Origin of the sequence: Cyclobacterium amurskyense, from assembly GCF_001050135.1 — a bacterium.
Taxonomy (GTDB): domain Bacteria; phylum Bacteroidota; class Bacteroidia; order Cytophagales; family Cyclobacteriaceae; genus Cyclobacterium; species Cyclobacterium amurskyense.
Window position 1 is genome coordinate 1,031,514 of the sequence record NZ_CP012040.1, and the last position, 26,446, is coordinate 1,057,959.

Here is a 26,446-nt window from a genome sequence, read left to right on the forward strand (position 1 = left end):
ATGTTATCAGTAAAACTGGAGGGAGGGGGAAAGAAATTTCAGCGTGAGTGGATCTTCAGAAATCTAAATCTTGACATCACTGTTGGTAAAAAAACGGCCATTATCGGAAGTAATGGTTCGGGAAAATCTACATTATTGAAATGTTTGTCTTCCCAAATGCCCCTTACTGAAGGAAAATTGAGCTTCACTCAATTTAATAAAAACATCTTAGAAGAAGATATTTACAAGCACCTTACCATTAGTGCACCTTATCTGGAGTTCCCAGAAGAGTTGTCATTAAAGGAATTTTTAAATTTTCACTTCAGGTTCAAAAACTTAATTAAGGGGATAGACATCCCTCAACTAATAGAAATAATGTACCTTGAGAACTCCCTTAATAAACCCTTAAGTTATTTTTCTTCTGGAATGAAACAACGGTTAAAATTGGGGATTTGTTTTTTCTCTGACGCACCATTACTGCTATTAGACGAACCAACCTCTAACCTCGATGAAAGAGGAATAAACTGGTACAGAGATTTGATGCAAAAATATTGTAGCGAGAAATGCGTACTTATTGCTTCAAATGATAAAAGAGAATTTGATTTTTGCGAAAATATTATTTCAATTGAGGATTATAAACTAAAGCGAACCCTTTGATAAAATCGGGAAATGATTAATTTTACTTTTTAAGGACAAGAGATATGAGAACGGTTTTGAAGTATTATTTGATTTTTATTTTTTTTGCTTTCACAGCTTGTACAGGAACTGACCCTGAAGATCCAAAAAAATCAGCTGAAGAAATCGCAATTGAAAAATTGGCTGGTGCAAGTGGTAGTCAAACTTGGTCATTGGACAACGGAGGTTCAATTTCTAAAGATGGTATAATTGTAACCAACGACTTCGATGGATTTGAAATTCGCTTTATTGCTAACAATGCTGGGAAAACCTACACTGCAAAAAACAGTAATCTGCTTTTTGACACGAATGGAAACTGGGCATTTTCAGGAGGTAACTACGACAAAATCATCCTTTCAGGCATACAACCAGCATCAAACAAGGAGATTTCTTTTACCGTAAACCAAGACAAATTGCGTTTGGAGTTTGTAGTTCCTGCTCCTCAAAACGCGAGAGTAAATGCCTTAGCAGGCTTTTATGTTATTGATTTGACAATTTTAAATTAAACTAACAAACCCAATTAAATATGTATAAATATCTCTTTATCCTATGTTTCCTTAGCTCAACAGCATTAATGGCTCAGGAAAAACAAATAGTAGCAGTAGAAAAGGCCGTTTCTGAATTGGTGGATGCAATGGTGGCAGGCGATGCTTCCCGCCTAAAAAAAATCACAGATGCAAATTTATCCTATGGCCACTCCAATGGTCTTCTGGAAAATCAAAGTGAATTCATTGAAGCACTTAGTTCCGGGAATTCCAATTTTACTGAAATTAATATAGAAAATCAAACAGTAAATATTACTGGTAAAATTGCTTTAGTAAGGCATTTTTTAATTGGAAAAACACTCAACAAAGGCAGTGGTCCAGCACCTGTGAATCTTGGTGTATTAACTGTATGGCATAAGAAAGGAAAATCCTGGATTTTACTTGCCCGCCAAGCATACAAAAGATAATTTAGCTGAGGCTGAGGGGTAGCAATAAAAGGTGCTTTTAATCTTTAAACTGCACCAATGTTACCCCTGAACCTCCTCTATCTGCATGTTCATCCGAAAACCCGGCTACTGAAGATGATTCTCTAAGGAGATTCCTGGTAAGCTCTCTAAGAATACCATCCCCTTTACCGTGGATTACTTTTACATCATTGATGCCTAGCATAAATGCATCATCAATGAAATTCTGAACCAACATAAAAACCTCTTCCCCTCGTTTACCCCTGATATCCAGGTTAGGTGAAAAATTTGCCATTTTAGAAGAGGTATCATAGCTTATTCTTTTCGCTATTGCTTTCTTTTCCTTTTTAAGAGAAGTATTTGATATTTTTTCCAATCGATTTAACTTCACTGTAGATTTGAGATCCCCAATGGTAACGGAAGCTTGCTTTCCTTTAATCTCCAACACCTCAGCCAAGGCGCCATTGTCCTTGATCCTAACCTGATCTCCTGCTGTTATGGTGCCACCAACCACCTTGATGGTTTCTTTGCGCTCAACTGGCTTCTTCTCTGGCTTTATGGCCTCTTTATGCTCATCCAGTTCCTTCCTTATTTGTTTGGTCGCTTCCTTATTGGCTTGAGACTCTTTAATCGATCGTATCGTATTCTCTATTTTCCTATTGGTATCATCTAGTAATACCTTGGCTTGCGCTTTTGCTTCATTTAAAATGACCTTTTGTTGACTGTCCAGGGTTGCTTTCAACGAATTGTATTCCCTAAGTTTAATCGCCAGCAATCTATCTTTACGCTCCACCTCAGCCATAAGGTTTTCGTATTTACTTTTCTCACTCTCCACTTTCAAAAGCAACTTGTCATACCTCACACGCGTCTCTCCAATCTGGGCTTTGGCATGAAGAACGATCTCTTTGGGAATACCTATTTTCCCTGCAATTTCAAAGGCAAAAGAACTTCCCGGCTTTCCTATTTCCAGTTCATATAACGGTTCAAGCCGATCTACATCAAACCTCATTGCTCCATTTACCATGCCCTGACTTTTTGAGGCCAATTGCTTTAGGTTACCGTAGTGAGTGGTCACCAATCCAAAAGCACCAGACTTATTCAATGCAATCAAAATGGCTTCTGCTATCGCTCCTCCAAACTGAGGTTCAGTTCCTGTCCCAAATTCGTCAATAAAGAACAAGGTTTTCTTATTGGCATAAAAGGTAAAGTGCTTCATGTTCATCAAGTGTGAACTGTAAGTACTTAGATCATTTTCTATATTTTGTTCATCCCCTATGTCTATAAAAAATTGATCAAAAATAGCACATTTAGATTTGGGTTCCATTGGAACAAGCAAACCACACTGGTACATGAACTGAACAAGTGCAACTGTTTTAAGTGTGACTGATTTACCACCTGCATTGGGGCCTGAAATAACCAAAACACGGTTATTTGGATCCAGCTTGATGGTAACCGGCACAATCTCTTTTTGTTGCTGTTTCAGGGACATTTCCAGCAATGGATGCCTAGCTTTTATCCAAGACATCTCCCTCTCCTTAACCATTTCCGGATTAATCCCATTAATTTTAATGGCAAACTTGGCTTTGGCTCTAATGAAATCAATCATTCCAAGAAAATAAAAGGCCCTTCTCAGGGTTGGAATGTATTCTCTAAGTTCATCCGTTAGCTTTGTGAGAATCTTCTGAACTTCTCTTCGTTCCATGTACAAGAGGTCCTTGATATCATTATTGATATCCAAAACTTCTGCTGGCTCAAGGTATACCGTTTGTCCAGTTGCAGACTCATCATGGATAAACCCCTTAATGCGCCTTTTATACTCCGCCAGTACAGGGATCACCATTCGGCCTCCCCGAATAGTAATAGAGGCATCTTCAGGAGTAAACCCTTGCGATTTTGCAGACCTATAGATACTATCCAAAACCTTGCGAATTCTATTCTCTTCGTAAGCAAGCTGGGTTCTGACAATGTTTAACTCCTTGGAGGCATTGTCCTTTATTTTTCCTTTGTCATCAAGTACCTTATTTATACTAAACTCCAATAGTATATCCTCCTCTACCATCCCAAGTAGCTGATGCAGTTGAGGATATTCTTCTGCATTTTTCTTAAAAAAAAGTACACATCCCGCAAGGGTTTTGAGCCCAAGACGAATTTCATGAAAGTCCTCTTCAAAAAGAAAAGTCCCCTCAATCTTGGCTTTATTGAGGTAAGGGTAGATATTAATATAGTTATTGCTAGGAAAAGGATCTCCCGAGACTAAAATCTGTCTGAATTCCTCAGTCTGCGTGAGCAATCTACTGAGTAATCGTCGATCCTTAGAAAAAGCTATTTTTTTAACAAAGTCAGCACCCAGAACACCTGTGCATTCTTGTCTAATTAAATCTTTGATCTTATCAAAGTCAATCTTTTCCTCCAAATTATCAGGATACAATTTCATTTATGGTTGTAGGTTTTGCTGTGCTTCTTTTTCTTTAACTGACAATGAATCAATTGCCCGTTCATATAAATATTCCATTTTGGTAGCATCTCTCAAATAATATTCCAGACTTTTAATGTAAACTGAGTCAGGAATACCATGTTTTTCAAAAATGCGTCTTTCTAAAATCGGATAAAGGATTTTAGTAGAGTCATATGGAATGGAGAGAGACTGCACAAACCCCTCTGTCAGATGTATATCCACAAGGATATTGACCATATCATCTTCTGACAAGATGTTGTCTGATCCATCATTTTCATGACAAGAGATCGTCCCGAAAAGAAAAGCAAAAGCTATATATAGGTGTTTCACATTCCAAAATTACCTAATTCCTTTTAAAATTGGCAATAAGTAAAGGCTAAGTCGTTTTATTATTCGAATGAGACTGCTAAATTAGGCCTCTGATTAAAAAATAAAGATGAACCAACTGTTAAAAAAGCTAAGAAAATATGAAATCCTACTCAGAAAAGTGGCTAATAGTCACCTTCAGGGGGATCACCAGTCTATTTTCAAAGGTGCTGGGCTGGAGTTCGATGATCTTCGCCCCTATCAGTATGGTGACGATGTAAGAACCATAGAATGGAAAGTTTCTGCAAAAGGTCATGGCACTTTTGTTAAAACGTTTAAAGAGGACAAAGATCAAAGCGTCTACTTCCTTTTGGACGTAAGCGGATCTCAAGATATTGGCAGTAAAGTGCGTAAAAAAATCGACCTTGGAAAAGAAATTGCCGGTGTATTGACTTTGGCATCCATACATGACGGTTCACAGGTAGGACTAATAGGTTATTCAGATCAAAAAGAAAGTATCATCCTTCCGGGAAAAGGAACTCGACAGGCGGTGAAGGTTATAAAAGGGATCTTTAGCAAAGACAACAAATCAAAAAAGACAGACCTTAATGGTATGTTTACATTTTGTCTTAACCTCATTAAGAAAAGATCAATTCTTTTCGTCATTTCTGACTTTATTGATGAAGGTTACGAAAGACCTTTAAAAGCCCTGGCATTCAAACATGATTTAGTGGTATTACAAATGACAGACCCAATAGAATCTGCTTTACCATCCCTAGGGATTATACCTGTTTTTGATAAAGAAGAGGGTAAAACCACCTGGGTAAATACTGCATTTGGTGGATTTTCGAAAAAAATCGCCACCTCATTTACTTCTGACAGGGTGCAACTTAAAGATTTTTGCAAAAAAAATCAGATCAATTACCTACAGATAGCCACAGATCAAGACATCGTCCTACCTTTGATGGAATTATTTAAGTTGAGAAATAAAACCATGAAACGTGGATAGAATAGTAAAACTATGTTATTTAGTTATCTTTCTTATCTCATCTATTCCTATGGCTCAAGCCCAGGATGTTGTAGTAGAGGGATATTTTTTGCAGGATTCTGCAAAATTAGGTGAAAGGGTAGGCTATGTTTTAAAATCACGCTACCCAAGTGATTTGCCTGTAATATTTCCAGACTCAACCTATGACTTTGGCAACTTTGAGTATTTGGACAAACAAATATTTTCTTCCTATTCGGAGGACAGTATTAGTTTAGACAGTGCTGTTTATTGGATATCTAATTTTTCATTGGATTCCGTGCAAGCTTTTCGAATGCCTGTATATGAAGTATTGAATTATGACAGCATCAGCCACTTCCCTCCAGCTGCTAACCTGGCGCTTACCCTTACCATTGATGAGATACCCGAGGAGTTGGCCTTTGAAGAGAACAATAGCTATTTAAATATTCCTCAGGCATTCAATTACCCTTATTTAATCATTGGCGTCTCGATTCTGGTAATCTTACTAGTACTTGCTTTCGTCATATTTGGTAAGGGAGTATTCAATCGCTGGAAAGCCTATAGAGAAAGAAAAAAATGGCGCAAATTCATCTCCAATTGGGATAACTCAATGAATGACCTTGTTCAGCAACCGGACATTAAGAAAGCTGATGAATTATTAGGTTTGTGGAAAAATTATTTGGAGAATTTAACGGGACTGCCCTATAAGGAGTGGACCTCCACTGAAATTTCCATCCACCTGAACAAACCTGAAATAATAAAAGATTTTAGAAAAATCGAACTGATTATATATGCCAATCGGGTAGATGATAATATTCGGGAAGCCTGTGATAATTTATTAAAAATATCAGAAGGTCTATTGGAAGAAAAAATAGAAAAAATTTACAATCATGACTGATGTCTCTTCCTTTTTCTCTTGGAGTTGGTTTACACCAGAAACCCTCCGAAGTTTTGAGTGGGAAAACTATTCCTTGCTCCATTTAATATGGATCATTCCAATAGTGTTATTAATCAGAAAGTTTATAAAACTGCTGAAAAAGCCAGTATTAGAACTATCTCTTCCTAAAATTGTTGCTTCCAACAATCCTTGGACCTACCTGCGCCTCATTCCATCGTTTTTCTTTCTTCTCGCGTTGTGGATGGTGGTGATTGCACTTGCTAGACCTCAGCGCACTAATGAAAAAGTAGAACAGTATACTGAAGGTATTGATATCATGTTGGTAATGGATATATCCGAATCCATGGATTTACAGGACTTCACTCCCAATAGATTGGAAGCTGCCAAAGAAACGGCTATAGATTTTATCAATGGTAGGATTGCTGACAGAATTGGAATGGTAATATTCTCCGGTGAAGCATTCTCCCTAGCTCCTCTTACTACAGATTACGAACTTCTGACAGATTTGGTCAACAGTATTACTTTTAATATGATGGATGCCAAGGGTACGGCCATTGGCAGCGCGGTATCTACAGGTATCAACAGAATGAGAGAATCTGAAGCCAAATCCAAAGTAATGGTATTGCTTAGTGATGGTGACAATAACGCCGGTAATGTTGATCCAGTTTTTGCCGCTCAGTTAGCCGAAGCTATGGATGTTAAGATCTATACCATTGCTGTCGGTAAAGACGGAATGGTACCCTATGGAACTGATTTTTTTGGGCGGCCACAAATGATCGAAAGTTACCTCAATGAGGAAACATTAAGAAATATAGCCAGAATCACAAAAGCTGAATTCTTTAGAGCTTCTGATGACAAAGCCCTAGAAAATATATTTAAGCGAATAGATGAATTAGAAAAAGCTGAAATTATAGAATCCAGGTACAAGGAAACAATGGATTACTATAGACCTTACCTCATTTGGGGCATACTCTTTTTCTTTGTTTGGATGGCTTTAAAAAGTACGTTTTTCAATAACTTCCTCTTGGATTAAAACAATAAAAAACCGACTTATTACTAAGTCGGTTTTTTTATTGAAGAGTGGGTTATCAACTCATCTCCCAGCCAGTTCTTACTGGTTCTTTAATGTATTGATCAACTTCTCCTATTCCAGTTGCTTTGAGGTTCTTAGCATCCCAATTGATTTTCTGTCCTTTCATCCTAAGGGAAAGCACCCCTAATAAGGTGATTTCTGTCAAGTGAGCCCCGTATTCAAAGTTAGAACTCGCCGCAGGACCACCCTTAATTGCGTTCACCCAATCTCTAAAGTGACCTTTTGATCTAGGGATTACCTCCTTAGGTTTTTTCATATTAGCTGCCAAGCTCTCTGGGAAAACATGAGGTACACGATCTCCACCATTCACAATTATTCCTTTATCTCCAACGAATAATGTAGCTCTGGAAGGCCACTTGTAGCCTTCTGGTAAATATTGGTGCAACTGTGGTTTGAGCCCTCCGGAATACCATGTTAGCTGTATAGGTTTACCAGTATTATTGTCCGGGAAGTTATAGTAGCCTATTTCACCATATGGAGCGATGTTTTCATTGCTGAATCCCGCAGGAAAAACTTCAATGGTATCCGGGTGCCCAAGTTCAAACGCCCAAGTAGCAGCATCCATATCGTGGCATCCGAAATCCCCCAAAGCACCGCAACCAAAATCCCAAAAATCTCTCCATGTTACAGGAGTATACCATTCATGAAAAGGTCTATTTGCAGAAGGTCCAAGCCAAAGATCCCAGTCAAAACCATGAGGTTTTTGGGTATTGGTTGTAGGTACTGCTTGCATTTCATCTATCCACCTTGAGGCGGGTACCCAAGAGTGAGTTTCTTTTACTTCTCCTATGACACCTGCTCTTAGGTATTCTACTGTCTGTCGAATACCATCAGTGCTGTGTCCCACATTTCCCATTTGAGTAGCTAAACCAGTCTCCTTAGTAAGGTCTTTGATCATCCGGGCTTCCCATATATTATGTGTAAGTGGTTTTTCGCAATAGACATGCTTTCCAGACTTCATAGAAGCATAAGTAATAACAGCATGGGTATTGTCTGGTGTAGAACAACAAATTGCATCCAAGCCTTTTTCCTTCTCAAGCATTTCACGAAAATCCAGATATTCATTTACCTTAAAATTCTCGGTTTTATCTTCATAATGGTCTTCCACCATTCGTTTTACTGGATGTCTACCTGCAATGGACTTGTAGTAAAAATTAGCCAAGTCCCAGTATTCAGCAGGATCAGCTATAGCTGTAATTTGTACATCATCTAACTTCATCAAGTCTTGGGCATTTTGCCTTCCTTTGCCCCCTACCCCTATCATTCCAACATTTACCTTGTCACTTGGCGCCACATGTCCTTTACCTCCTAACACAAACCTTGGGACAATAAAAAATCCCGCTGCTGCTAAGGAAGAACTTTTAATGAAATCCCTCCTTGAATCAGGAGTTTTATTATTATTTGGTTTTTCAAGCATCGTTAATTTTTTTGATTAAATAAATATAAAAAAACTATCTATAATTTCCTTTTTGGATATTAATTAAAGTTCAACCCCTTAGAGCTTATACTTTTGTTTGGCATTGTGGTGATATAGTTTTTGCTTTTCATTTGGTGTCAGGGCATGGGCCATTTCATAAAAGTCATGTACCCATTTTTGGTAACTTGCAGCCCTTAATAAAACCGGCCAATCTCCCCCAAAGAGTACTCTATCCATACCAAATACATCTAAAACAGTTTCAAAATAGGGTTTCATTTGATCTATACTTTCCTCTGAGGGATTTGTTTTGGTTAGCATTCCTGAAATTTTACAGGACACATTTTCCAATTTAGAAAAGGCTGAGATGCCTTTCCTCCAGTCTTGCCATTCATTGTTTCCAATATCAGGATTTGCAATATGATCCAAAACTATAATTTGATCAGGGTGAGCTTTGGCAAACTCATATGCAGCTGGAAGGTCCTTTGTACGAATATTGAGATCATAAGACCATCCAAACCTACTAAGCAATTTCACCCCTTCTAAAAATGCCTTATGATTAGGCATAAAAGCTTTGCGAATACCTTTTACAATTTTTCTTTCGGCCAAAGCCTCCATTTCCCTCAGACCAGAAGCTCCTTTTTCTAAAGGGAAATAGGCTACCATTCCTGCAATTCTCTTGTCTCTTTCTTGAATTCCCAGCACCCAATCTACCTCCTGTAAGTATTGGTTTGGTGCGCGTCCACATTCTACAAATACCATTTTCTCTATTGGCAATCCTGCAGTTGCCTCGTGATAATCTGCTATTAAGAAATTCCGAGATAGGGGATTTTCAGGATTTTTCAACCAGGGGTAATCCAAATGACCTAAATCCCATAAGTGAAGATGGGTATCTATCAAAGGGATTTTATCCTTATCTAAGTGCTGTAAATCTAAAAAAGGAGCACTATCCTGCAGTGCCAATGCGCTACAGGCTAAGCCTCCCTTTTTCATAAATGTTCTCCTATCCATCTAGTGAATTCCACTTCCCTTAAGCAGGGATTTCGGGAGTATTTAATTTTGCAATGGATTTATCTATCTCTTCCTGACTAAGTTCATGACTTTTAATTTTACCAGAGAAATAATCATCATAGGCCTTCATGTCAAAATTCCCATGTCCACAAAGATTAAATAAGATGGTTTTGGAAACACCTTCTTCCTTGCACTTTTTGGCCTCTTTGATAGCTGTGGCAATACCGTGATTGGCTTCAGGAGCTGGAATAATACCTTCCGACCTTGCAAAAAGTACACCTGCTTCAAATATTTCCAGGTTGTCATGCGCCTGGGCTTCAATCAGCTTATCTTTTAGCAATTGACTTACAATCACGCCTGCACCGTGGTATCGAAGTCCTCCTGCATGAATAGGGGCTGGGATGAAATCATGTCCAAGTGTATACATTGGCAATAATGGTGTCATACCTGCTGTATCTCCAAAGTCATATCTAAACACTCCTCGAGTAAGTTTAGGGCAAGATGAGGGCTCACTCGCTATACAACGTATATTTTTACCCCCCTCTAAGTTTAATCTTAAAAACGGAAAAGAAAGCCCCGCGAAGTTTGATCCTCCACCAAATGGAGCAATTACAACATCCGGCATATCACTACCTGCTTTTTCCAACTGCTTGATGGCCTCTAGTCCAATAATAGTTTGGTGCAACTTCACATGGTTAAGGACACTTCCCAGAGCGTATTTTGTATCCTCCCTGGTTGCAGCCATTTCCACTGCCTCCGAAATAGCAATACCAAGACTACCTGGAGAATCTGGATGCTCTGCCAGAATTCTTCTCCCGGCTTCGGTTCTGTCTGATGGAGATGGGTAGACATTAGCACCCCAGGTATTCATCATCATTTTCCTATAAGGCTTGTCATTATAGGAAAGTCTAACCATATAAACATCACATTCAATCCCGAAATGCTGGCAAGCAAAGCTCAAAGCACTACCCCATTGACCTGCACCTGTTTCCGTGGTTATTCTTTTTACCCCTTCTTGTTTATTGTAATAAGCTTGGGGAATAGCCGTATTTGGCTTATGAGAACCCGAAGGACTGACTCCTTCATATTTATAATAAATCTTTGCAGGTGTATCTAAAGCTTTTTCCAGACCATAAGCCCTGTACATTGGAGTAGGCCTCCATATGGAATACATATTTCTAACTTCATCAGGAATCGAGACCCACTTATCAGTGGTCATCTCTTGTTTGATCAAGGCCTCTGGAAACAAAGGAGCCAAAGCTTCAGGCCCAAGTGGTTCCATGGTTCCTGGATTTAATGGCGGCAATGGCTTGTTAGGCATATCCGCAATGATATTGTACCAGTTTTCTGGTATTTCCCTTTCTTCTAAGTTAATTTTTCGGTTTTTCATTTAATAAATTAATAAAAGGTGACTGATTTTAACTTGACAAGCTTTCTAAACCCTAAATAGGCAAAGTATTTTCTAATATGCGATGTTATCGCTTTAAAACCAACCTATCTACCGCTATTTTCACGTTAAATCAGAAGTGGGAACGATCCTTCACCAAATAGGCAATTGTTTTTTTGATCTCACCCGGTCGCGTAAATAACCATAAAACCTACCTATATTTTCAGGTCTAAGGTTTTTTCTTCAAACTGCTATTGAGCACATAAGCCTCTATTCCTTGATTGTTAATCCCAACTAATAATATTTTGAGATGCGATAAATCTATTATGGCTGTGTTTTTTACATCTCCTAGAAACGCCAGTCCAGTTTTCCTTGGATCCACTGTTGAAAATTCACCCTTGCCATCTCCAAGGTAGACCTGACCAAAATTGGCGTCAATCATCCCCAATCTAAGCCGAGTGGTGTTCTGGTTTCCTCCAAGGATAAAATCCAAGTTCCCATCCCCATCAATATCCATCACACTAATGGTAAAAACAGGCGCATATTGCGCCTCAACAGGCAATTCATGCCTAAGGAACTTATTGCCTTTGTTCTCTAGGTAAATTGTTTTTAGCTCATTGATCTCCAATTTATTTGCTTGTTTAAGAGCCTCTTTGCTAAATAAATCCTCAAGCTTGGCTTTTGAAAATGAAGCGTAATCAGTGAATTTGCTGCGCATTCCATACATTTGATCCAACAATTCATCCCTACTCATAAAAGGAACAAGCGCTCCCTTATAATAATAGTTTAAAATTGGATCTACAGAACCATTGCCATCAAAATCAGCATAAACCAGTGTCAATGGCCCTTGATCAGTAGCTTTCAACTGACTATTGGTACCAAAATTCCCTACAATAAAATCTATATCCCCATCCTTATCAAAGTCTCCTGCTTCCAATTTTGACCATTTCCCTACCAAGGGTTTGTCAAAATATTCAGCCGTCTGCCCAATAAATGATTTTCCTTCTTGATTTACAAATACACTAATAGGCATCCAGTCTCCAATGACTACCAAATCCTGCCAACCATCCTGGTTTACATCTATCCAGGAGGCATCCGTAACCATCCCTAAAGTTGATATTTCAGGGAAAAATTTTTCAGTATGGTCTTCAAACTTTCCATTTCCATCGTTGATGAAAATAAAAGACGAAGCCGGTTTAGGATATTGACCAGGGACAGCTCTTCCCCCAATAAAAAGGTCCAAATCCCCATCATTATCAAGGTCAAATGGTTTAGCTACACTGTTACTGCTCAAAACATTTGGTAATGCATTGGCTTTATAATTAAAGTTTCCTCCACCTTGATTGATATACAATCGGTCCTTTAATTCCGGGGAATCTCTTTCAAAGTCATGGTACCCCCCATTTACGATATACAAATCCTGTTTACCATCACCATTCGCATCAAAAAACACGGCATCTGTAGTGGCACTGCCCTTCATGTCTGACAAATCCAGGCCTTGGGATTCCAAAAATTGTCCGGTGGAAACCTGAAAATACAATTTACCTTGTGTCTCTGAAGTACCTCCGATAAAGACATCAGAGTATCCATTATTATTCACATCCCCCACTGCAATTACAGGCCCACTTGGTGACAACATGTGAGACAATAGAGGTTGCCGCTTAAAATCATTGTACCCTGCTTCCACATGCTTAAAGGGTATAGGTGACACAATTTTGGTAAAAATAGAGGAGTTAATATTCTCAGGTTTAGCCTCTTTATCTAAAGCCTTGCGCTCATCTAACTGCAGCAATTGATTACTCGCAATATTTCTGATCCATTGTTGTTTTCCTCCAGGCCATGTAATTTTAAGAGAGTCAATATTATCAGCTGCACCAAGCCCTATGTGCAAAATATGACTTACAGAGGATTGAAAGCCTCTAGTGGGTTGCTGTTCAAAATATTGCTGCTGCTCTCCGATATAGACATTTATTTTAGCTCCAATACCACTGGTATTACTCCCCTCCCCATTCAACTTTAATTGGAGGTAATTGCCTTCATTTTCCTCAGGAGCTAAAACATTGGCGTAAATCCCCGCAAAGTCATTCAAATGATTGACTACCAAATCTAAAGATCCATCCCTGTTAAGGTCAGAATAAGCTGCACCATTAGAGAAATTTGGTTCTTCAAAGCCCCAATCCTCGGACACATCTTTAAAGATTGCCCCATTTTCATTTCTAAAAACATAATCATGAATCGGAGTGGAACTCATGCTGGTAACCAAATGGAGTGTATCGGCTTTTTCTTTTGCTCGGGCTTTACTGAAATAATAATCCCCTTTGTACTTTAAAAAATCCCTATTGGTATAATCTCTATAATAGCCATTACTAACAAAAAGATCTTTCCAGCCATCATTGTCAAAATCCGTAAAAAAAGCAGCCCAACTCCAATCGGTATTTGACATTCCAGATAGCTGTCCTATTTCGCTAAACATCCCAGTACCTTGGTTGATGTGCAGCATGTTTCGCATATTTTGATGATAAAAGCCTTTCATTACCATTAAGGCATATTGCTCATAATTTTCCGGCCCATACAGTAATTTTTGGCGTTCATTATCCTCAGGTAGCATGTCCAAAGTAAAAAGGTCTACAAGCCCATCATTGTTAACATCATTAAAATCAGAGCCCATAGAGTAATAGGATATATGCTGTAAATACTCCGTTAGTTTTTCAGAAAATGTGCCATCACCATTGTTTATATATAAATAATCCGGCTCTATATAATCATTTGAGATGTGAATATCAGGATAGCCATTACCAGTAATATCTGCAATTGCTATTCCAAGACCAAAGCCCATGGAATTCCCAATAATACCTGCTTCTTCACTTACATCGATATATACTCCATTGTCATTTCTGAAAAACTTATCTCCAGCAAGCGGATTCCTATCCTTTCTTTTCGCGTCAAAATCTATTTCATTGATTACCTGAGTATTGTGATTGAGCAAATACATGTCAAGATCTCCATCCAAATCAAAATCGAAAAAAGCAGCTTGAATACTATTGGCAGTGTCGGCTAAACCATATTTTTCAGCCTCATCTATAAAAGTATTGTCCTTTTGATTGATCAGCAATTCATTTTTTCTGGAAGAAGCATCACCCTTTCCTGAATAACAAACATAAATATCAAGGTAACCATCCCCATTGACATCAACCATGGTCGCTCCAGTAGTCCACGCATCTTTACCTAGTGTTCCAGACGATTTTCCTATATCCTTGAACTTAAAGTCTCCTTGGTTTAAATAAAGCTTATTAGAAGTCATGTTACCTGTGAAAAACAAATCATCAAGACCATCATTATTAATATCACCTATGGCAACACCTCCACCATTGTAAAAATACTCATAGGTTAAAATATTGGTTTGCTGACTCTCTACCAATTTGTTTTGAAATTTCACTCCAGATTTTCGACTGGAAATCTTTTCAAACCCTTGGGCTATCACACAAAAATGAATGAAGTAAAGGAACAATACTAGAACGAAATATTTATTATGGTTTTTCATAATTCAATCTTCCCCCTACTTTTTGGGTTATATTTGAATGCGGGGTAACAGTAGTAAATCTACATTTTTTATGGGGTTCGCACAATAGCACAAATTGCACTCTAAAACGTTGAAAATAGACTTTTTATAGATTTATTCTTCAGGACTCGATTTATTAGTAAAAATCAAAAAAATTCAATCCAGCGCTGTAAAATGACTTTATAGGTTTTGATAAAAAAACTTGCTTAATATAAGCTATCTACTCTCCCGTATTAGCGATATTCTCAAGTTTAGCCAGTCAAAAATTAATTCAACCATTGGGGTTCCCCCCATAAGTCAAGTTTTCCAATAATCCGCTCCAACTCTGGCTTGCTCAACATTTAAAATTTCATTATAATTATTCCTCTTTAAAATAGGGTGGAAGATTAGAATTTCCTGACTCTTCACTTGAACATGTTTAATGGTAAGGAAATCAAATTATTTAGCGTATATGAAAAAATCACACATTTGTATTTTCTTGCTTGTAAGTTTTTTGGCTTGTAAGAAAAAGGAGAAAAGCATAATGATTTGGGAGTCCAGCTTCCCGGTAATCGGTTCACAGTCTTCCCCTAGATCAGCAGACCTAAATGGGGATGGCGTTTTGGATTTGGTAATAGGAGCAGGTAAAAATGAATACGAATATACTGAAGCTGGCATATTGGCTATTAATGGTTTGGACGGTGAAATTTTATGGACGCAAGAAACAGAAGACCAAGTATTTGGTTCGGCCACATTTTTAGACGTAACCAAAGACGGAACAACTGATGTATTTATTGGTGGACGAGGACCTCATCTTAAGGCCTTGAATGGCAAGACTGGAGATTTGATTTGGGAATTTGACACCTTAGCCCATATGAATCATCCAATTTTACAATACGCTAGGTTCAACTTCAACAACAGTGTAACCATTCCCGATCAAAATAAAGATGGAATTGCTGAGTTGCTTATTAGTAATGGAGGCAATGCCAGAATTGGCCCGGGTCAAACTGAAGGTAGGTTCCCAGGGGTTTTGATGGTAATCAACCCATTGAATGGTGAGGTTTTGGCCGCTGACACGATGCCTGATGGTGCAGAAACCTATTTATCTCCTTTGTTTGTCCAACAGAAAGCAAAGGATGAGCAATATATTCTATTTGGGAGTGGAGGGGAAACACTTTCCGGAAATCTCTATTTAGCAAAACTGAGTGAACTAATGAACAACGATTTATCAGAGGCCAAAGTACTGGTTAATGAAAATGATCATGGTTTTATCTCCTCTCCCGTCATTGTTGACCTTAATGATGATGAAGTTCTGGATTATGTAGGTATATCTCACGCAAGTACCATCACGGCTATAAATGGAAAAAGTCTCGAGAAAATATGGCAACTTCAAATACCTGAAACCGAATGTAGCAATAGCTTTGCTGTGGGGCAATTTACCGATGATGACATACCTGATCTATTCACTTTTGTTAGTAAGGGAGTATGGCCAGAAAACAAGGGATTGGTTCAGGTATTAATAGATGGAAAGACTGGGCAGCTTATAAAGCAAACAGAATTGGGATGTACCGGCTTTTCCTCCCCCATTGCTTATGACCTCAACAATAATGGTAAGGATGAGGTGATATTTAGCATAAATGAATACGATTGCAGTCGAGCCATTGACGATCAAACGGCATTTTTAATCGAAAATAAGTTGATGTTAATGGATTTCAAAGCAGATACCTCCTATATTTTGGATCAAACAAAAAGTTTTAAGAATGTATTCTCAACCCCTTGGATTGGAGACATGGACAATGACGGCTACCTTGATTTGGTGCATTGCCAATACTTTAGTCACGGAGATATATTATCCTTCTTGGGAATGAAGATTAAAAGAATCGATCTTCCAATAAAAGTTAGAAAAAAACCACTTTGGGGGGCTTTAATGGGATCAGACGGAAATGGGATATACCAAAAATAAAAGGCTGCCGAAAGGCAGCCTTTTACAAAACACTAAATTAACCAAGTAAATAAAATTTCTTTTATCACAAAATAAGCTAAAACTAACTCTATTTAATTCGCTACATCCCACCAAACACGAGTAGTATTTATGTCTGGCAAAGTAGCACCAGTCTGAAAATTTGCATTTGCCGCTACTTCAGATGCTGGGTACCTAAGTTTTCTCATGATCTGTCCTTGCGTAATATTACCAGGATAGTTGGTTGGAGTTAACTGAGGATATCCTGTTCTTCTCCAGTCAGACCAAGCTTCCCACCAGTTAAAAAACTTACTTACCCACATTTGCTCACCTATCATTTCAAGTCCTGGCTTTTCTACACCATAAGGATGTCTTTGAAGGTAGGCATTTACTTCATCATCAGAAACTGTCAATGAAGGATCAAAGGGAGTATACATCTGCATGGCTCCTTTTACACCTGACTCATAATGTTCCTTAGCAGAATTTGGAATTCCAGAACCAATGCCTCTTTCCAAGGCTTCGGCCTGCAAAAATGCAGATTCAGCATAGTTCATAAACATGTAAGGAGCATCTCTTTGAAGCATTAGGTAGTTAATTCTTGAATAAGTTGTTACCAAATCTACCGACTCTCCTTCCAATTCATCCAATCCTGCCCCATCATATCCATTTGGCATTCCTTTTTGCTCCAGTGGATTGGTGTTGGTAGGTGTCCATGCGACTGCAGACCAATCTGCAATTCCTCCACTTATAATCATAAGCCTAGGATCTACTTCATCTTCTGTAGTTGCACCCGCTTTAAGCCAGTCTACAAGAGTGTTGCTTAGGTAACCAGGCTGTCCCCCATCACCTGGGTAAAAGGCCCTGGAAATACCATTTTGATTGATCCACAAACTAGGTCCTTCAGACATGGGTACCCAAGCATTGTCATCATTGCTTTCCATTACTCCGCCTGCAATGGCTTTGGTGACATATTCATCTGCCATTTGAGGTGACACATTTGATACCCGCATTGCTAAGCGTAGCATCAAAGAGTAACCGAATTTTTTCCATTTGGCAATATCACCTTCATAAATAATATCAGCTCCAGAAAAACCATCGTCTGGATTAGAAGTGCTCATTGCGGCTGTAGCTTCATCCAGTTCCTTCAACAAATCTGGATAGATGGCTGACTGTTCATCATATTCAGGAAAGAAAACCCCTTCCATACCTTGAAGTGCATCAAAATAAGGCACATTCCCATAGAAATCTGTAAGGCGATGAAAATTCAAAACACGCATAATTCGTGCAGCATTTCTGGTGTTCACTTTGTTTCCTTCATCATATCCTCCAGGACCAGTTTGCTTAATCACCTCAGATATATTTTTCAATGCATCTCCGTAGAAGAATTCGAAAGGAGCGCTATTTGACTCGAAATTTTCAGTGTATTTATCACCAGGAGCAATCCCTCCACCTGCATTGGCCAAATGCTGTATAAGGTAGGCAGTCATTCCAATATTGGTTCTCCAATCAATGTACCTATTGTCCCCTGCAGATCCACCTGAAGCCGATCCAAGTTGTGCAGCCGTAAACATGAAATTCAGATCAATTTCATTTACTGCTTGAGGATTGATATTAAGATCATGTAATTCTTCGGTATTGCAGGAGGTAAAGCATACACCAACCGCCAAACCAATCAGAAGAAATTTATTTATAATTTTCATAATTCTTTCTTTTAACGATTAAAATGAAGCCCTTAAGTTAAATCCATAAGATCTCGATTGAGGCATTCCAAAGTAATCAAGTCCTTGTCCATTTCCTGAAGAATAACCCGACTCTGGATCTATATTTTCCACGTTTTTCCAAAGGATGGATAGGTTTCTACCTACAAAGGATAAACTCACATTGGTAAAAGGAGTTTTTTCCATTAACCTTCTCGGGAAATTGTACCCAAAGGTTATTTGTCTCAACTTCGCAAAAGAACCATCGTAAATAAAATGATCTTGAACCCTGTTCCCCATTTGGTTCCAATAGTTATTGGCTTCACCTGGTGATAAGGTTTTAGAGAAAGCTTCGTAAATTGGTGTACCATCAGCTTCAGTACCGGATTGAATCACCCCAGATACAGAAAGAGGTTCCTCACCTTCTCTACCTTGTAGGGATTGTTTGTGCAATCCCCATTGAGTTAACCTCACATTGGTACCCGAATAGATTTCTCCTCCAACTCTAAAATCAACTAAAGCCGAAAGGTTAAATCCCTTATACGTAATACTATTGTTAAACCCTCCGGTAAAATCTGGAATACCGTTTCCTATTACTTCCATTTGGTCAGATTGAACTGGGGCTCCATTTTCTTCAAAAACAGGTTGTCCATCAGGGGAGGTCTTTTGTACCCATCCGGCCAGCACTCCAAAAGGCTGTCCTGTCCTATGTTGTACAAATACCGTCCTTGTCCTTGGTTCTTCTACGTTCAAAATGTCAGTTCCTTCTATTAAGGAAATTACCTTGTTTCTATTTCTTGCAATGTTAAAAGAAATATCCCAATTGAAATCCTTGTTTCTGACTGGGGTTCCTGTTAACAAAATCTCAACCCCTTTGTTCTCCATTTCTCCAAGGTTGACCAAAGTTGACCCAAAACCCGAAGCTCTTGAAATTTGAGCATTCAACTGATCATTTGTACTTTTCTGATGGTAATAAGTAAAATCCAAGCCCAGTCTGTTTTGAAACATTCTAACATCTAAACCGAATTCTATTTCAGTAGACAATAGAGGCACAAGAAATGGGTTTGGAATGGTGCCATTGTTATTTCCCGCGGTGGCAAAGGAAGCCATCGCTACTTGATTACCCTCAAAATTAATGGCAGGAGCACCCAATAGGGTATAGGTATTTTGAATTTGATATGGATTTACTGTAGAACTACCAACCCTCGCCCATGAAGCCCTGACCTTACCAAAACTTAACCAGAAAGGAAGATCCTCCATAGCATCAGAAAAAACAAAACTACCTCCAATGGATGGATAAGTTATGTCATTTAAAGAAGGATCTAAGGTGGAAAACCAATCTGTCCTACCTGTACCGGTAAGAAAGAGTATGTTTTTATAATTAACTTCTGCTGATCCATAAACGGAATTAATACCCCATCCTGAGTAACCATATCCAAAATTCCTAGTTACTGTATTATTGATAGCATGAAAGAAAGGCACATTAAAGTCATTCCCATTTGCTGAAATGGTTTCATCTTCACGACGCATTCTATTGGCTCCTAAAAAGGCTACAACTCCAAAATCTCCAAACTGTCTATTATACCCTAGCATGGCCTCCAAGTTAATTTCATTAACCCTTCGCTCAGCCTCAGACATATTACCTCCTCTAGAATAACCTGTTCCTTGAGGAGTTAAAGAGCTACCCCTACGAGTGTACCAATCCATCCCTGCCCTTCCAGACAAATAAAGATGCTCGGTAATGTTATATTTTAATGATCCTGAAGTAATAATCCGGTCACGAGTATCACTGATAGACAATTGATGAGTGGAAAAATAAGGGTTTTGTCCCCAAGGGTTATTGGTCATTAAATATTCTTCCTGCTCCGCAAAACCCCAAACACTTAACAGTGCAGGATCAGTTCCAATTGGAATCGTTCCTAGCCTGTCTGGATCACCTTGTCCCCACAATACATTGACATTTGGTGGTAAGGCAAAAATGGACTGAAAAGCATTTCCCGGAGAATCTGATAATCTAGGACGATTTTGAGTTCTTTCGTTAGAGTAAAGCACTTTGGCATCGAAAGTTAATTTTTTACCAAATTTACCACTTGTGGCAATTGACATATTGATTCGATCGAATCCTGCATTTGGAATAACTGAAGAACTCCTTAAATCAGTTACATTAAAGCGGAACGTTTGTGTATCGCTTCCTCCTGAAAGTGAGAGACTATTGGTAAAAGCTTTGCCAGTTTCATAAAAACGATTCCAATTGTCTCCTGCATACACGTAAGGTCTTTCGACACCGTCAAAATGCATGGAAGTCCCAGAACCTAATCGTTCGCCCCAAGCTTGGGAACCCCAATCGTAACCATCTCTTACAGTGGTTGGTCTTACGGCACTACCTGTAATCTGATCTCCTTGAAATCTACCGGACCCAAATTCTCTTTGCAGGTCAGTTTGGTTGTTTATTCTTTCAAACACAGCGTTGGAATTAAATTCTACGCCAATACCTTTTCGTGAAGTCCCTCTTTTGGTTGTAATCAATATTACACCATTTGCTGCTCGCGAACCATATAAGGCTGCTGCACTGGCACCTTTTAATACCGACATGGATTCGATATCATCAGGATTAACACTTGTCATACCATCTCCCTGATCTGCACCTCCCCAAACTCCGGCTTGCCCAAAGTTGGTATTATCCATTGGCACCCCATCAATAACATAGAGCGGCTGATTTCCACCTTGAAGAGAGGTATTTCCCCGTATGATCACACGAGAAGAACCTGCAGGCCCTGAAGCCACATTGCTTACATTTACACCTGCTACCCTACCAGCTAGCTGATTGGCAATGTTATTTTCTCTGGCTTGAGTGAATTCTTCTCCACCAACTTCTGTCATCGAATACTGTAAGGCTTTGACATTTCTTTCTATACCCAAGGCAGTTACAACGACTTCATTCAATTCGGACGCATCCTCAGATAAGCCAACATCAATAGTACTTCGATTTCCCACTGTCTCTTCTACTGCCTCAAATCCTAAAAAGGAAAAAACAAGTACAGTTTGTGCACCAGGTACATTAAGACTATATTTTCCATCCACATCCGTGGCGGTACCCGTGGAAGTACCCTTAATAAGAATGGATACTCCTGGTAAGGGTGTTCCATCTGAACTGTCAGTGACTGTTCCGCTAACAGTCTGCCCAATGGCATTACCTCCCATAGATGTCAGTAATGCCAAAAAGGCAATAAGTAATAGGTTTTTCATAAATGGTTATTTTGGTGTTAAAATAAAACTTCTACATTTATTATCCATCAAAAATGTTTTTACACCAATGGCTAAAACTCTGAAAGAGCAACTTTTTCAATTCCGTGAACTAAATCAACTCCCTTCAGCCCAAAGCCTACATAAATGGTTTCAAACAATGATAAATGGCATAATAAACTTAAATTTCGTAGAAATGTAGAATATATTGAACAGAAAAAAAAATACTACCATCCATTTTTCAATTATTTCCAGATTTTTTTTTTATACAATCGGGATGATTGCCCCTACCTTCTTACTAAACTGTAAGTTTTTCAAACGAAAAAATAAATTCAAAACATACTTCCCTTTTAGTTATATCGCCCAACCTATTAAATGGGGGGGATAAATACATTATAAAGTAGGCTTATTTACTGAGATGTTTCAGAATAACCCGATAAATAGACACCTATTTCGACCAACCTAATTTAGGGTAACTTAAATCCTAAATAAAAATGCATTTTAAGCAGCTTTAAAGCTTCATATATTTAGTATTGTCTCCGATATACCAATATCTTTGTTCCAGTACTTGAACCTGATGTAACCACATTAGAAAATGCAAAAAACTGAAATAAGTCAAAATCTAAAGGAAATAAAAGCCACATTCCTTAACCCTGATTGTCTTCTCGTGGCAGTAAGTAAGACCAAACCTATTTCTGCAATTCAGCAAGCCTATGAAGCAGGAATAAGAGATTTTGGAGAAAATAAAGTCCAAGAAATTACTGAGAAGGCAAGCCAATTACCCGATGACATCAAGTGGCATATGATAGGGCATTTACAGCGCAATAAAGTAAAATTTATTGCACCTTTTATTCACTTGATTCACAGTGTGGATTCCTTGCGATTGTTGAAACAGATTAATAAAGAAGCAGAAAAAGTCAACAGAACAATAAACTGTTTATTGCAAGTTTATATAGCCAATGAAGAGACTAAATTCGGTTGGGATAAAGAAGAATTATATTCCTTCCTTTTAGGAGATGAGATAAACTCCATGAACAATATTCAAATTGTAGGGCTAATGGGCATGGCTACAAACACTTCTAGTGAAGAGGTAATTAGGGAAGAGTTTAAAACTTTAAAAAATCTGCATGACACTTTGAAAAAGCTACCCCTCCCTAAAAATGTTGAAATGAGAGAAATATCAATGGGCATGAGTAGTGATTACCTGTTGGCTCAACAGGAAGGAAGCACCATGGTAAGGATAGGAAGCGCTATTTTTGGTTTTAGAAATTACAATTAATCATTATGAAAACTAGTCATATAATTCAAACAGCAGCTGTATTTGGTGCTCTGGCCGTAATTTTCGGAGCGTTTGGTGCACATGCTTTAGAGGAGCTTTTAATAAGCACTGGCAGATCGGACACCTATGAAACTGCTGTCAATTATCATTTTTACCACAGTTTGGCGCTTTTAATGACAGGAATTTTATACCAGCTTTTCCCTGATAAAAAACGTCTTGCATACAGTGCTGTTTTTTTTATAGCAGGTATTATAATTTTTTCAGGCAGCTTGTATTTTCTTTGCTTAAGTCAGCTAACATGGCTAGGTGCCATCACTCCTTTAGGAGGCTTGGCATTTATTATTGGATGGGTAATGTTGCTACTCAGTTTTGGTAAATAAAATTTAAGAAAATCATATGAAATTAAAATTTTTACCAGCGATTTTATTATGGCTGTTTATTTTTCAATCTGCTTCAGGACAAGACGTAAAGTCTTCTTTTTTAGGTTTAGATAATTTAATGGGAGACAATTCTTTTTTTGATAAACACCTTACGGGATTCATGCTATACGACCTTGATAGCCAAGTGGTTCGTTACGAGAAAAACAGTCATTTGTACTTCATCCCTGCATCCACTACCAAACTTTTCACCTTCTTCGGGGCCATGATGGTACTTACCGACAGCACAACATTTTTAAGGTTTGAACCCAAAGGGAAAAGCGTAACCATCTGGGGAACAGGAGATCCATCTTGGAAATACCCAAGACTACCCAATCCAAACATCCGGGATTTCCTAGCTACTTACGACACAATCATTTACTCTGAAAGTAATTGGAAAAACGAACCATTTGGTTTCGGTTGGCAATGGGATGATTACTACTATTCCTATGCAGCTGAAAAATCCCCATTACCCCTATTCGGCAACCTTGTGAGCTCAAAAAACATCAATAACAGACCTGTTTTAACTCCCGATATTTTCAATGTAGTCCATTCAAAAAAAATTGTGAAAAATGTCCAGCGAAATTGGAGGGACAATCAATTTTACTACAATCCAAGAACCTATAATGGCAGGGACAGTAAAGTACCTTTTATGACCTCTCCGGAAATTTTCGCAACCCTAGCAAGCAAAGATTGGGGAGTTCCTGTAAAACTTTCTGATTCAAAACTACCTCCTGAACATTTCATATTAAAAGGCATTCCCACTAAAGCGCTCTATAAGGAGATGTTACTGGAAAGTGATAATTTTATCGCTGAACAATTACTTCTACAAATTTCTGATCAGGTCTTTTTGGAACTCGACAGTGAAAAGGCAATTGAATACATTAAAAAAACTTATCTTTATGACTTACCGGATGACCCACAATGGGTTGATGGATCAGGTCTGTCTAGGCACAATTTATTCACCCCTCGGACGATGGTTTCCTTAATAGAAAAAATTTACCGGTTATTTCCAGATAAAGAGCTTTTCAGCTTATTGCCTACTGGAGGGAGAACTGGCACATTGAAATTTAATTATTCAGCCTCGACACCATACATCATGGCTAAAACTGGAACCATCAGCAATAACCACAGCTTGGTAGGATATTTAAAAACAAAAGACAATAAAGTCTACGCCTTTGCCTTTATGAACAACAATTACCCATATAAAGCAACAGTGGTAAGAAATGAAATGGAAAAGGTGCTTCTATATATACGTGATAATTTCTAAATTCCGCCATGAAAAAAAGACGCTTTTTACAAACTATTGGTATGAGTCTGGGGTTTTTCCCAATTTTAGGACATTCTCAACCACTTTCTAAACCGCCTCTTCTAAAGAAATTATTACCTAATAAACTACAAGTAGGAGATTTGGTAGGACTAATCAGCCCCTCTGCTGCTACGGCTGATGCAATGCAATTTACCTTTGCAAAAGAAGCGCTGGAAGCGCTGGGATTAAAGGTTCTGGAAGGCAAGCACCTCCAAAACCGAAGAGGTCATTTAGCTGGTACGGATCAAGAAAGGGCAGATGATCTAAATAACATGTTTGCAAATAAAGCGGTTAAAGCCATTATTTGTATCAGGGGAGGTTCAGGGGCCGCAAGGATTCTACCACTGATCGATTATGAGATCATTAAAAACAACCCTAAACCTTTGCTGGGCTATAGCGACATTACCGCTCTACACAATGCCATCTACGCTAAAACAGGTCTTATTACTTTTCATGGGCCCAATGGCTCGGGAAGCTGGGGAAAGTTTAATGTCTCCCAGTTTAAAAAAGTCTTTTTTGAACAAAACGACACACTCCATTTCGAAAACGAGTTGGAAGAGACTGAGGACTTGGTTATAAAAGAGAATAGAATTAAAACAATTTACCCTGGAAAAGCAGTTGGTGATCTCATAGGAGGAAACCTAACAGTACTTACCTCCTTAGCAGGATCTCCTTACCTCCCTTCCTTCAAAAACAAAATCCTCTTCCTTGAAGACATTGGCGAAGAACCTTACAGGATCGACCGCATGATGAGCACCCTTATGCTCATGGGTGTCTTTAAAGAAATAAAAGGTTTTGTTTTTGGTCAATGTACAGATTGCGATCCAAGTGGTGGGTATGGAAACCTTACTTTGGACCAAATTTTTGACGATTATCTTCTTCCTCATAAGATACCCGCATATAGGGGGGCTATGATTGGCCATGTTCCCAAACAATTCCTCTTGCCTGTTGGCGCTAATGTAAACTTAGATGCGGACAAGGGAACGCTTACCACCACTCAACCCATTTTCAAACAGTCAAAATAAGCCGGTGAAGATCCATTCGAATGTCATTTCATTTCGGAATAGACTTCTCATTCTTGCAGGGTACTTATTATTGTCAGCTTCATGTAAAAGCGAAGAACTAATGAGCGAAAAGAAAAACATAAAAATCAATAAAAACCAATTAACGGAAATAAGGTACCTTGCCTTGGGTGACAGTTATACGATTGGGGAGGGAGAGAAAACGGAAAACACCTACCCCCATCTGGTTGAAAAATTATTGGAAAGCGAAGGCTACAAATTTTCCACTGTTAGTGTCATCGCAAAAACAGGCTGGACAAGTAATGAATTACTAGAGGCGGTAGTACAAAAAAACATCCAAGAAGACTCTTATGACATTGCAAGCCTACTTATAGGTGTGAATAATCAATACAGGGACCAAACTTTAGAGCAGTTCAGGAAGGAATTGATTGATTTAATAGAGATTACCAGTAACTACCTTAAAAATAAGCAGCAAAAAAATACAATACTTGTCTCCATTCCTGACTGGGGTGTAACCCAGTTTGCTCAGTCTGTCAAAAAACCGAAAGAACAAATAAGAAGAGGAATCGATTCCTTTAATGAAGTGATACAACAGGAAGCTTCAAATTATGGTTTGGATTTTATCAATATCACAGACCAATACAGGAAGAACGGAGCGCATCCCCTAAACCTCGTAGCCGATGGATTGCACCCCAGCAAGAATATTTATGAAGAATGGGCTTTACATTTAAGTAAGGCTTTCAAGAAAAAACTCAAGCTTCCAACCAACACCCAAAACTGGTGACAATAAAAAGCCTGCCGCTATACAA

At 38.5% G+C, this 26,446-nt stretch carries 20 protein-coding genes; 12 read left to right on the forward strand and 8 right to left on the reverse strand.

Features of this window, described 5'->3' with window-relative positions; all coding sequences use genetic code 11:
- The 3 genes from CA2015_RS04065 to CA2015_RS04075 are packed head-to-tail and all read left to right on the forward strand — an operon-like array spanning position 1 to position 1,606.
- Positions 1-636, forward strand: coding sequence for an ABC transporter ATP-binding protein (locus tag CA2015_RS04065; RefSeq protein ID WP_048640743.1), 636 nt, complete (start codon positions 1-3; stop codon positions 634-636).
- Between the two features lie 44 nt (positions 637-680).
- Positions 681-1,160: a hypothetical protein gene (locus CA2015_RS04070; RefSeq protein WP_048640744.1), complete on the forward strand. Its 480-nt coding sequence runs from the start codon at positions 681-683 to the stop codon at positions 1,158-1,160.
- Between the two features lie 20 nt (positions 1,161-1,180).
- On the forward strand, positions 1,181-1,606 hold the full coding sequence (locus tag CA2015_RS04075) for a nuclear transport factor 2 family protein (RefSeq protein ID WP_048640745.1): 426 nt from the start codon (positions 1,181-1,183) through the stop codon (positions 1,604-1,606).
- Positions 1,607-1,643: 37 nt separating this feature from the next.
- Here the strand turns inward: CA2015_RS04075 and CA2015_RS04080 are convergent, their stop codons facing one another.
- Positions 1,644-4,037, reverse strand: a complete 2,394-nt coding sequence (locus CA2015_RS04080; protein WP_048640746.1) for an endonuclease MutS2 — start codon at positions 4,035-4,037, stop codon at positions 1,644-1,646.
- The gene (locus CA2015_RS04085) at positions 4,038-4,388 is read right to left on the reverse strand and encodes a DUF4296 domain-containing protein (RefSeq protein ID WP_048640747.1); all 351 of its coding nucleotides are present in this window, start codon (positions 4,386-4,388) and stop codon (positions 4,038-4,040) included.
- 106 nt (positions 4,389-4,494) lie between these two features.
- On the opposite strand from CA2015_RS04085, the gene CA2015_RS04090 reads away from it, so the two are divergent.
- From CA2015_RS04090 to CA2015_RS04100, 3 genes are read left to right on the forward strand one after another with little or no spacing between them, the layout of a single operon-like run.
- Positions 4,495-5,373 carry a DUF58 domain-containing protein gene (locus tag CA2015_RS04090; RefSeq protein WP_048640748.1) on the forward strand — a complete coding sequence of 293 codons (879 nt, stop codon included), beginning with the start codon at positions 4,495-4,497 and terminating at the stop codon, positions 5,371-5,373.
- Positions 5,366-6,268 carry a hypothetical protein gene (locus tag CA2015_RS04095; RefSeq protein ID WP_048640749.1) on the forward strand — a complete coding sequence of 301 codons (903 nt, stop codon included), beginning with the start codon at positions 5,366-5,368 and terminating at the stop codon, positions 6,266-6,268. Before CA2015_RS04090 ends, CA2015_RS04095 begins: the two co-directional genes overlap by 8 nt.
- Positions 6,261-7,301, forward strand: a complete 1,041-nt coding sequence (locus tag CA2015_RS04100; protein ID WP_048640750.1) for a vWA domain-containing protein — start codon at positions 6,261-6,263, stop codon at positions 7,299-7,301. Before CA2015_RS04095 ends, CA2015_RS04100 begins: the two co-directional genes overlap by 8 nt.
- Positions 7,302-7,356: 55 nt before the next feature.
- Here CA2015_RS04100 and CA2015_RS04105 read toward each other — a convergent pair whose 3' ends face one another.
- The 4 genes from CA2015_RS04105 to CA2015_RS04120 form a co-directional block, all read right to left on the reverse strand.
- Entirely contained in the window at positions 7,357-8,778 is a 1,422-nt protein-coding gene (locus CA2015_RS04105; protein ID WP_048640751.1) for a Gfo/Idh/MocA family protein, read from the reverse strand.
- A 78-nt stretch (positions 8,779-8,856) separates the two neighbouring features.
- On the reverse strand, positions 8,857-9,786 hold the full coding sequence (locus CA2015_RS04110) for an amidohydrolase family protein (RefSeq protein WP_084011632.1): 930 nt from the start codon (positions 9,784-9,786) through the stop codon (positions 8,857-8,859).
- A 19-nt stretch (positions 9,787-9,805) separates the two neighbouring features.
- Complete coding sequence (locus tag CA2015_RS04115; protein WP_048640753.1) at positions 9,806-11,176, reverse strand: TrpB-like pyridoxal phosphate-dependent enzyme; 1,371 nt, start codon at positions 11,174-11,176, stop codon at positions 9,806-9,808.
- A gap of 226 nt (positions 11,177-11,402) precedes the next feature.
- Entirely contained in the window at positions 11,403-14,714 is a 3,312-nt protein-coding gene (locus CA2015_RS04120) for a VCBS repeat-containing protein (protein ID WP_053086644.1), read from the reverse strand.
- A gap of 469 nt (positions 14,715-15,183) precedes the next feature.
- On the opposite strand from CA2015_RS04120, the gene CA2015_RS04125 reads away from it, so the two are divergent.
- Positions 15,184-16,674: a PQQ-binding-like beta-propeller repeat protein gene (locus CA2015_RS04125; RefSeq protein ID WP_048640754.1), complete on the forward strand. Its 1,491-nt coding sequence runs from the start codon at positions 15,184-15,186 to the stop codon at positions 16,672-16,674.
- Positions 16,675-16,766: 92 nt separating this feature from the next.
- Here CA2015_RS04125 and CA2015_RS04130 read toward each other — a convergent pair whose 3' ends face one another.
- Both CA2015_RS04130 and CA2015_RS04135 read right to left on the reverse strand, forming a co-directional pair.
- On the reverse strand, positions 16,767-18,371 hold the full coding sequence (locus CA2015_RS04130; RefSeq protein ID WP_048640755.1) for a SusD/RagB family nutrient-binding outer membrane lipoprotein: 1,605 nt from the start codon (positions 18,369-18,371) through the stop codon (positions 16,767-16,769).
- 18 nt (positions 18,372-18,389) lie between these two features.
- Complete coding sequence (locus CA2015_RS04135; protein WP_048640756.1) at positions 18,390-21,614, reverse strand: SusC/RagA family TonB-linked outer membrane protein; 3,225 nt, start codon at positions 21,612-21,614, stop codon at positions 18,390-18,392.
- A 592-nt stretch (positions 21,615-22,206) separates the two neighbouring features.
- Between CA2015_RS04135 and CA2015_RS04140 the strand changes: the two genes are divergently transcribed.
- The 5 genes from CA2015_RS04140 to CA2015_RS04160 all read left to right on the forward strand — a co-directional run bounded on the left by CA2015_RS04140 (position 22,207) and on the right by CA2015_RS04160 (position 26,421).
- On the forward strand, positions 22,207-22,890 hold the full coding sequence (locus CA2015_RS04140) for a YggS family pyridoxal phosphate-dependent enzyme (RefSeq protein WP_048640757.1): 684 nt from the start codon (positions 22,207-22,209) through the stop codon (positions 22,888-22,890).
- Between the two features lie 5 nt (positions 22,891-22,895).
- Positions 22,896-23,270, forward strand: a complete 375-nt coding sequence (locus CA2015_RS04145; RefSeq protein WP_048640758.1) for a DUF423 domain-containing protein — start codon at positions 22,896-22,898, stop codon at positions 23,268-23,270.
- 16 nt (positions 23,271-23,286) lie between these two features.
- Complete coding sequence (locus CA2015_RS04150; protein ID WP_048640759.1) at positions 23,287-24,576, forward strand: D-alanyl-D-alanine carboxypeptidase; 1,290 nt, start codon at positions 23,287-23,289, stop codon at positions 24,574-24,576.
- A gap of 8 nt (positions 24,577-24,584) precedes the next feature.
- Positions 24,585-25,640 (forward strand): S66 peptidase family protein, encoded by a 1,056-nt coding sequence (locus CA2015_RS04155; RefSeq protein ID WP_048640760.1) that lies wholly within the window; start codon positions 24,585-24,587, stop codon positions 25,638-25,640.
- Positions 25,641-25,740: 100 nt separating this feature from the next.
- Positions 25,741-26,421, forward strand: a complete 681-nt coding sequence (locus CA2015_RS04160; protein WP_048640761.1) for an SGNH/GDSL hydrolase family protein — start codon at positions 25,741-25,743, stop codon at positions 26,419-26,421.
- Positions 26,422-26,446: the final 25 nt, after the last annotated feature.